Source organism: Actinosynnema sp. NPDC023658, from assembly GCF_040639995.1.
In the GTDB taxonomy this organism is placed as follows: Bacteria; Actinomycetota; Actinomycetes; order Mycobacteriales; family Pseudonocardiaceae; genus Actinosynnema.
In genome coordinates this window covers 1-6,239 of the sequence record NZ_JBFAAX010000343.1, presented here as the reverse complement: position 1 = coordinate 6,239, position 6,239 = coordinate 1, and the positions used below count along the sequence as shown (strand labels likewise).

General features: G+C 73.4%; 7 protein-coding genes. 3 read left to right on the top strand and 4 right to left on the bottom strand.

The genetic code is table 11. The features are described 5' to 3' along the window. From AB0G02_RS25900 to AB0G02_RS25890, 3 genes are all read right to left on the bottom strand, one after another. A partial coding sequence (locus tag AB0G02_RS25900) for a phosphodiester glycosidase family protein (RefSeq protein WP_360798292.1) occupies window positions 1–1,932 on the bottom strand: 1,932 nt, incomplete at its 3' end. A gap of 108 nt (window positions 1,933–2,040) precedes the next feature. After that, window positions 2,041–3,033, bottom strand: a complete 993-nt coding sequence (locus tag AB0G02_RS25895) for an AraC family transcriptional regulator (protein ID WP_360798290.1) — start codon at window positions 3,031–3,033, stop codon at window positions 2,041–2,043. A gap of 249 nt (window positions 3,034–3,282) precedes the next feature. Beyond that, the gene (locus tag AB0G02_RS25890; protein WP_360798288.1) at window positions 3,283–3,828 is read right to left on the bottom strand and encodes a DM13 domain-containing protein; all 546 of its coding nucleotides are present in this window, start codon (window positions 3,826–3,828) and stop codon (window positions 3,283–3,285) included. Window positions 3,829–3,947: 119 nt separating this feature from the next. Between AB0G02_RS25890 and AB0G02_RS25885 the strand changes: the two genes are divergently transcribed. Beyond that, the gene (locus tag AB0G02_RS25885; RefSeq protein WP_360798286.1) at window positions 3,948–4,340 is read left to right on the top strand and encodes a hypothetical protein; all 393 of its coding nucleotides are present in this window, start codon (window positions 3,948–3,950) and stop codon (window positions 4,338–4,340) included. Next, the gene (locus AB0G02_RS25880; protein WP_360798284.1) at window positions 4,337–5,437 is read left to right on the top strand and encodes a winged helix DNA-binding domain-containing protein; all 1,101 of its coding nucleotides are present in this window, start codon (window positions 4,337–4,339) and stop codon (window positions 5,435–5,437) included. Before AB0G02_RS25885 ends, AB0G02_RS25880 begins: the two co-directional genes overlap by 4 nt. Window positions 5,438–5,461: 24 nt before the next feature. Here the strand turns inward: AB0G02_RS25880 and AB0G02_RS25875 are convergent, their stop codons facing one another. Further along, window positions 5,462–5,944 carry a hypothetical protein gene (locus AB0G02_RS25875; RefSeq protein WP_360798282.1) on the bottom strand — a complete coding sequence of 161 codons (483 nt, stop codon included), beginning with the start codon at window positions 5,942–5,944 and terminating at the stop codon, window positions 5,462–5,464. Between the two features lie 23 nt (window positions 5,945–5,967). Between AB0G02_RS25875 and AB0G02_RS25870 the strand changes: the two genes are divergently transcribed. Next, on the top strand, window positions 5,968–6,239 hold a 272-nt coding region (locus tag AB0G02_RS25870), incomplete at its 3' end, for an ACT domain-containing protein (protein ID WP_360798280.1).

The window sequence follows — 6,239 nt, the reverse complement described above, 5'->3', positions numbered from 1 at the left end:
GTCCCCCATCCGGCGCCCCGCGCCGGTGTGCCCCTCGGACACCGCCGCGACCGACCCGGAACCGCGCGCCGAGCCGAACGTCCACGCCGCGCCGTCGTCGAACCCGGCGAGCAGCCGCTCCTCCAGCCCCACGGTGACGGGTACCCGCACGACGTGCGCCCCGACCCGCGCCACGACCGTCGTGGCACCCGGCTTCAGCGCGGTGACGTGCAGGTTCCCGTCGGCGCCCGAGGCGATGTCGACCACCGACCGGTCGTAGTCCAACGCCACGTCCGCCGGCTCGACCGGCGCGGTGAACCCGTCGCCGTCCCGACCGACCACGCCGAACGCGCCCGTCCCGCCCACCTCGGGCAGGCTCAGCCTGGTGGTGGTCGCGGACACCCCGGCCAGCGCGCCCAGCACGGTCAGCTCCACCTCGCCGGTCACGCCGCCGCGCTGCGCCACGGCCGACGTCGTGCCCGACCGGTGCGCGTGGAACACGCCGTCGGGATCGACCACGCCCACGTCGGCGCGGCCCGTCCGCCACCGGTGGGCGTCGTCGCGGGCCGGGCCGTACGTCTCGTCGTACCCGTCGGCCACCAGCCGCCGGGTCAGGCCGGGGAACACCCGCTCGGGGTGACCTCCCGGCACGGTGTCCGCACCGGGCGCGGCGCGCGGGTCGATCGCCGTGCGCACCCAGAAGCCGGTCAGCGAGCCGCTGCCGACCGGCGCGTACAGCCCCAGCCCGTTCGGCACCGGCCGCTCGCCGCCGTCGGACGGCGCGTTCTCCACGACCACCGACTCCGCGCCGGGCGTGCGGGCCACCAGGGTGGACGAGCCGCCGCCGTCGAGGTTGAGGGCGTTGTGCGCGCCCATCTCCTTGAGGATCGCGGCCACGTCCTTGAGGGTGAGCCCGAGCAGGTACGCGCTCTGCCGACCGTCCACGGTGAGCAGGAACATCCTCTTGCCGTCGGCCGAGAACCCGACCGCCGTGCGTGGGTGCAACGGGTCGTCCGGCGCGACGACCTCACCGTCCCTGAGCAGCAACTGGTTGCCGCCGATCGCGGCGCGCAACGCGCTGCCGTCGGAGGCCTTGGTGGTGTGCTCCACGGCGACCCGCTCCCCCACGGCCACCGCGGCGAGCGCGTCCGCCCCCGCCTCCCGGCCTACGAGCACCTGGCCGTCGGCGGGGATGGGGTCGCCGCCCGCGCGGTCACGCCGTTCGGTCACCACGCCCGCCCGCACGACCAGCTCGGTCACCCGGGAGGCGCCCTGCACCGCCCGCGCCCGGCTGTACGAGCCCCACACCGGGTCGAACAGGCCCACGCCGTCGGTCGCGATCGCGGAGCTGTCGAGCTGGTCCAACCGGATCGGCGGGCCGTTCTCGCGGGTGATCCGGCCGTCGAAGAACACCTCCATCACCCGGCCGACGCCCGCCGCGTCGAGGCCGACCGCGCGGCGGTACCCGGCGGCGGGCGACTTGATCGTCCGGCCGTCCCGGACGCCGACGCCGCGCGGCGCGTTCGAGTTGTCGATGTCGAAGAAGTCGCCGTTGACGGCGGCCACCGCGCGGGTCCGGTCCGCCTGCGCGGACAGCGGTTCGGCGGCGGTCACCGAGCCGGGGTGCAGGTAGTCGACCGTCGTGCCGGCGGTGAGGTCGACGGTGAGCGCGTCGCCGCGGATCCACCCGCCCGCGCCGCCCGGTTCGTACCAGTCGAAGGAGCTCAGGGACACGCCCGGCGCGACCGGTCGGCTGGTGCGGGAGGTCTCGATGCGGTGGGCGGGGTCGACGGCGGGTGCCGCGGCGACGCCCGGCAGGTCGGTGAGGGCGCGCGGGAGCGGTGCGGTCGGGACGGGCGGTGGTGGTGGGTCGGCGTGGGCTGCGGGTGCGGTGGTCGTCAGGGCGAACACCAGGATCGCGGCCAGGGCGGCGGGGCGAGGGCGTGGGAACACGGGCACTCCCGCAGGGTTCGGTGAGGAACTTACGCGATGTAAGTCCACCGTGTTGACGATTCGCCGGACACGGCCGTTCGGCCGCAGTTGTCGACCCGGCCGCCCGGATCAGCCGGCCGGTCCACCCCGGTAGGTACCAGGACTCGTGCCCGTCCACCTCTTGAACGCCCGGTGGAACGCGCTCGCCTCGGAGAACCCCAGTCGCACCGCCAGCTCCTCCACCGACTCACCGCCGCGCACGAGGCTCGCCACCGCCTGGTCGCGCAGCAGCTGCTCGCGCACCTCGCGGAACGAGGTGCCCTCGGCGGCCAGCTTGCGCCGCAACGTCGGCGCGCTCATCCCGAGCCGCGCGGCCACGTTCTCCAGGCCCACCACCCCGCCGCCGAGCATCCGCCGCACCTGGCTGGACGCGTCCGCGCCGTAATCGCGCCGCGACAGCAACTCGGCCGGCGAATTGCGCAGGAACCGCCTCAATGCGGATTCGTCCTGCACCACCGGCATCCGGAGGAATCGCGCGTCGAACGTCAACGTCGTCGTGGGTGCGGAAAACCGCAGCGGGGCGCCGAAGATCAGGTGGTATTCCGCGCCGTGCGGCGGTTCGGGATAAGCCAGGTCGACCCCGCGCAACGGGATGCGCCGACCGATCAGCCACGACGAGAACCGGTGCCAGAGCACCAGCAGCGACTCGACCAGGAACCGGTCCGGGTCGTCGACGCCGGCCGCCGACAGGGTGAACGCGGCCACCCCGTCCCGCTCACCCAGAGCCATCGCCGGCCGCACGTCGAACAGCTCGTAGAACGCGAGGCCGCGCCGCAGGGCGTCCTCCAGCGACGCGCAGTGCACGGCCAGCAGGCACATGGTCGGGAACGTCCCGCGCTTGCTCGGCCTCGGCCCCAGGCCCATGAACTCGTCGTCCAGCACGTCCCAGAGCGTCTGGACCAGCTTGGTGTACTGGGCGGGCGTGACGCGGGCCCGTTCGTCGGCGAGCAGGGCCTCGCTGATGCCCGCCGACGCGAGCAGCCCGGCCACGTCGTGACCGCGCCGCACGGCGCCACGCAGCGCGGCGTTGACGTAGTGGATGGCGATGGTCCTGGTGAGCATCACTCACAGTGTGCAGCACGGGCACCGGCAGGCCGTGAGCGGCGGCGCGGAACGGGGAGAGAGAGCGCCGCGCCGCCGCCAACGGTTGGCCCACCCCAGTGAGCCGGCTCCTCGTCGGTGGGGCATCCGCCCGCCCACCAACGAGGGACGTTGTGGTGCCTACCACTCTATGTGGTCTAGACCAGATACGTCAATACGGCGAAAAGGCCATACGTGGACCAGACCACCGCTATTTGTTTCGCTGATGTGTCACGCTTGTTCCAACGGGGCTACCGCGAATCCGGCGGAAAACCTCTTGCACCAGATCACGACGCTGCGCACGGTCGCGAGGTCGACCTCGGCGGGCACCGGGTAGACCTGGTTGCCGCGATTCGCCTTCAGTTCACCGAGGTTCGTGAACCCGGAGCCGAACGCGCTTTCCGCGGCGTCCGCCGGCTTGTCCGACAGGTACACGTAGAGGTCCGGCCCGTCGCTCGTGTCCAACGCCTCGAACTGCACGGCGTGCCCGCCGTCGGGCAGCCGGACCAGCGTCGCGCTCCCCGTGGTCGCGTGCTCCAGGGACCGGAACGGCCCGCCGGCCAGCGCGACCGGCCCGGCGGGCGTCGTCGTGGTGGTGACCGCGGCGGCCGACGTGGTCGGGGTCGTCGCGGCGGCCGAGGTCGTCGTCGGCACCAGCAGCGCCTCGTCGGCGGTCCGGCTCGTGACCAGCCGCCACGGCTCGAACAGGTACAGCCCCACCGCCAGGGCGACCACCAGCACGCCGACCACCGAGACCACCACTACCCGCTTGGACATCCGAGATCCTCCGCATCGTTCCGACGGGCACAAGCCTGACGAACCGGACACCGGTGTGCGGGCGGAACCCGCTTACGAAGTTCTGACGTCCGCGCGGCCCGCGTTGTTAGGGTCGCCCCGTGGGTGAACGGGCCGGGCTGGCGATCGTGGGCGCGCTGATGGTGGGCTGCGCCGCGTTCGGGCCGTTCCCGCACCCGGTGCCGCTGCTGTTCGCGATCGCCGCGGTCGGGGCGGCCAACGCCGCGTTCCCGCTGATGCGCACGTTCGGGTCCGCCCTGCTCGGCGGGGTCGCGGCGGCGAGCATCGGGCTGGCCTCGGTGCCCTTCGTGACGTGCTCGTCGGACAAGTTCACCGACGTTTTCACCTGTACGGGTGACGCACCCACCTGGCACATGACCGGCGCGGTGCTCGTGGCCGGGCTGTCCGGGGCCGGTCTGGTGCTGGCGCGCGAACTCGGCACCTCCGTGCTGGAACGCCGGCTCGCCGCGCGGGCCCCGGCGGACGACCGGTGAGCCTGACCTGGCGGCAGGTGGCGGCGTGGCGCACCAGCAGGCACGGCCTGGACGTCCGCCGTCCGGCCGCGGACGCCCTGGACGTCGTCTCGCGGCTCTGCGGGCTGCACGCGCAGCTGATGTCGTCGGCCGACGCCACGCTGCGCGCCCGCGTCGACGGGCTCGCGGACGACGCCGTCGAGCGGGCCCTGTGGACGGACCGGACGCTGGTGAAGACGTGGTCGATGCGCGGCACGCTGCACCTGCTGCCCGCCGCCGAGTACCCGTTGTGGCAGTCCGGGTTCGCCACCTACCGGCACTACCTCAAGCCGGTCTGGCTGCGGAACTTCAAGATCACCGCCGAGGAGCTGTCCGCGCTGGTCGACGCGGTCGGAGAGGTCCTGGCGGACCGCCTGCTGACCCGCGCGGAGCTGGCCGACGAGGTCGCCGCGCGCACGTCCGGGCACATCGGGGGGAAGCTGCGCGAGAGCTGGGGCGCGTACCTCAAGCCGGCGTCGTTCCTGGGCAGGCTGGTGTTCGGGCCGGGTGAGGGGCAGTTCGTCCGGTTCACCAGGCCCGACACCTGGCTCGGGGTGGAACTCGAAGCCCGGCCGGGCGCGGTCGAGGAGGTCGCGCTGCGGTTCCTGGCCCAGCAGGGGCCCGCGACCAGGGAGGACTTCGCCCGCTGGTGGGGCGTGAGCCCGGCCGACGGCGGGCGGGTGTTCAAGGCGCTGGGCGACCGGGTCGAACCGGTGGACGTCGAGGGCGCGGCCCACTGGGCGCGGGCGGAGGACGTCGAGGGCCTGCGCGCGGCGGAGCCGGTGCGGACGGTGCGGCTGCTGCCCGCGTTCGACCAGTACGTCGTCGCGGCGACACGCCACGCCACGCATCTCCTCGATGGTGGGACGCCTGAACAGGTGTACCGACCGCAAGGTTGGCTGTCGCCGGTACTCATGGTGAACGGCATGCTGGCGGGCACCTGGTCCCGGGAGCGCCAGGGCGGTCGGTCGACCGTCACCGTGCGACCATTCCGCTCGTTGTCCGCTGCGGCACGGGAAGCGGTGCTCGACGAGGTGGACCGGATGGCGGATTCGGCCGAGGTGCACTGGGTCGAGTAGGACCGGTCCGACGGGCGGTACTGTTCAGCCGCTCACCGTTGCGCCACAGGTGCGTTCTGTTAGGAGGCTTGCTGTGCGGGTGCTGTGGGCCACGTGCGGCTTGGCCGTGGCGGCGTCGGCGCTGACAGGTGTCCTCATCGGTGTGTACATCGACGGGGTGAACGACGAGCGGCACGCCGACACGCCGGCCTCGACCTGGATCACCGGTCGGCCGTCGACCACCACCTCCACCACCCCGCCGAGCACCGTCGTCACGGACGCGTTCACGTCGCAGCGGAGTTCGACCACCACGGTCCCGACCACGACGACCACCACGCCGCCGGCCGCGCCACCGCCGTCACCGGAACCGCCGGCCGCGCCACCGCCGACGACCACCACGACGACGACCGTGCGCAGCACCGAGTGGCCGTGCAGCCCGCTCAACCCGCTGCCGCCGCCGCACTGCCGGAACTGAGAGCGGACGGCATCCCTCAACGTCGTCGAAACGCCCGCGTCGCCCGGTGGCAACGTGGGACGGGCAGCCTGGTCGCATGGACACCACACCCGAGACCTGGCGGCTGCGCGTCGAGCTGGACGACAGTCCCGGCGCACTGGCGCGGGTGACCGTCCGGCTGGCCGACCAGGACTGCAACGTGCTCGCGCTGTCCGTGATCCCGGTGCCCGGCGGCGTCATCGACGAGCTCGTCGTGCGCACCGCGCCCGGCCTGCTGCCCGCGGACCTGGTGGCCGCGGTGCGCGCCGAGGGCGGCCGGTGCGTGGGCATCACGGCCGCAGACATGCGCGACCTGGTCGACACGCCGAC

Coding starts and splice junctions, on each gene's coding strand:
- AB0G02_RS25895 (WP_360798290.1), bottom strand. CDS start 3,033: ATGCTCACCAGGACCATCGCCATCCACTACGTCAACGCCGCGCTGCGT.
- AB0G02_RS25890 (WP_360798288.1), bottom strand. CDS start 3,828: ATGTCCAAGCGGGTAGTGGTGGTCTCGGTGGTCGGCGTGCTGGTGGTC.